Source organism: Pedobacter sp. 01T416_2, from assembly GCF_056398925.1.
Map to the genome: position 1 here is coordinate 1 of NZ_JBFTQI010000893.1, position 2,245 is coordinate 2,245.

Annotated in this window: 2 protein-coding genes; both read right to left on the reverse strand. The window is 37.3% G+C overall.

The genetic code is table 11. The features are described 5' to 3' along the window. Positions 1 to 846, reverse strand: an 846-nt coding sequence (locus tag AC1DPQ_RS25485; protein ID WP_477611277.1) for an efflux RND transporter periplasmic adaptor subunit, incomplete at its 3' end; no start/stop codon positions are given. Between the two features lie 417 nt (positions 847 to 1,263). Further along, a complete protein-coding gene (dapF, locus tag AC1DPQ_RS25490) occupies positions 1,264 to 2,046 on the reverse strand; it encodes a diaminopimelate epimerase (protein WP_477611278.1) in 783 nt (260 codons plus the stop codon). Positions 2,047 to 2,245: the final 199 nt, after the last annotated feature.

The window sequence follows — 2,245 nt, forward strand, 5'->3', positions numbered from 1 at the left end:
AGGGAAGGTTGCCCTTAAACTAGCCGAACCAGTGCTGGTGTTAATCTGTCCGTTGATGGATTCAATCTTGCCATTTTGTGCATAAATTGAACCATCGGCAAGAACCAAGCTCACCGCAGGAATGTTTTTCATTTGCTGTGCAAGCGTATTGCCTTTATAGGTATTAGAAAAATCTAAAAGCTGTTTCTCGTTTAATGAGAAATAGGCGTAAACCTTAGAAGTATTGGATACAGTAGTTAACGGCTGTGTGCTGCTGCTGCTCACTAAACTTCCATTTCTGAAAGGGATACTACCAACTACGCCATCAACAGGGCTGGTAATCGAAGTATAACCTAAATTAACCTGTGCATTTACCAATTCTGCTTTTGCTTGTGCAAGTGCAGCTTTCCTGCTCTGAAGCGTTAGCTGCGCTGCATCCAGATCGTATTTGCTAATAATATCTTTTTCTACCAGGGGTTTGGTTTTGTTTACTGTTAGCTGGGCAGCATTTACATCAGCTTCGGCACTGCTAATAGCTGCTCTTGCTGTTCTAACCTGTTGCTCATACTGTGGTGCATTAATGGTGAAAAGCAATTGACCTTTCTTAACTACAGCACCTTCATCCACMAATATTTTTTCGATAAAACCATCAACTTTCGGACGGATATCAATGTTTTGAATACCTTCAATTGTTGCTGGATAATCAGAATCTAATGTTGTATTTTGTGTGGTTACTGTAAAAACAGGGTAAGCTTGTGGACCTGCTGCTGCTGCAGCGGCAGCTTTTTTAGCTGCATCGTTATTTCCGCAGGACGCTAGAAGCATACCAATGCTCACGCTAAAAAAGAGAGTTGTTACTTTTCTCATGGGTATTTCTGTGTGTTTAAATTTAAATTTCCGGAATTAAGGGCGTTGTCAAAAAATATAGGACTTCGATTTTCGCCAATAAATGCCCAAAAATAGAGCCTAAAAAAAAATAAATCTGTCCGAATTCTGTCATTTAATCAATCGATTGATTTATTTTTCGATTGAAAACCTGTCGGATTTCCTTTAAAGTACTGTTAAAGATTGTGTTGTCGTATTTTTTGGCATAAAAAACAGTGTGTAAATATCTTGCGACAGATGTTAAAAGCTGTTAAATCCAAAGGAAATATACGGTTTTTTAGAATAAATGTTGCGTATTTTAGGCAATAAAATACATTGATAGTGTCTGTTTTACACGAGGTGTTCAGATAGGATTCAAACCTCGCAGGTTTTTAAAACCTACGAGGTTAAAAAAGAAGATTACTCTACTTCTCCCTCAAAAACCAATTTGGCCGGGCCGCATAAAAACACATTGGTAAATTCCTTACCATCGTAATCGAATTCTATTTTAATATCACCACCCAAAACTTTAATGGCCGTTTTAATATGACCGGTTTGGTCTTTGTGTTTCGCCATGGCCATGGCTACGGCTGTTACCCCAGTACCACAGGCATAAGTTTCATCTTCTACACCACGCTCGTAGGTACGTACAAATAAATGATCGCCTTTATCTTCTACAAAGTTTACATTTATACCTTTTTCTGCATAAGTTCCATTGTAGCGAATGTTTTTCCCTTCAGTAAAAACATCAAAGTCTTTTAAACCGCTTTGTATAGCAACATAATGCGGCGAACCAGTATTCAATACATATGCCTCGCCATCTTTGGTAATGGTATCTACATCAATCATTTGTAAATCAACCCATTCGCCATTTTCTGAAATTCTGGCATAATGTGGGCCATCTACTGCCAAAAAGTTTGTTTCGCGATCGATGATTCCGAGTTGTTTGGCAAAGGCAACAATGCATCTGCCACCGTTTCCACACATGCTGCCCAGCTTACCATCAGCGTTAAAGTAATGCATCTCAAAATCATAATCCTCATGTTTGGTAATAAACATTAATCCATCGGCACCAATGCCAAATCTTCTATGGCATAGTTGTTCAACTAATTGATTGTCAATATTTTTTAACGGACTCATGGTGTGGTCTATTAAAATAAAATCGTTGCCTGCGCCCTGGTATTTAAAGAAATTAATTTTCATGAAAGCTTCATTTTTTAATGCAATATTTGAGTTGCAAAAGGTAATTAGTGGTTTGTGTTTTTTAATTTAACATTTTTTAACACAAAACTAAGTGCTTTGAGGATACAAATATCGTTTATATGGTATTAAATTTGAATATACTTACGAAAGAAAATTTGAGCAGATAAAAACTGCCTGAGCATTCTGCTTAAATCAAAGT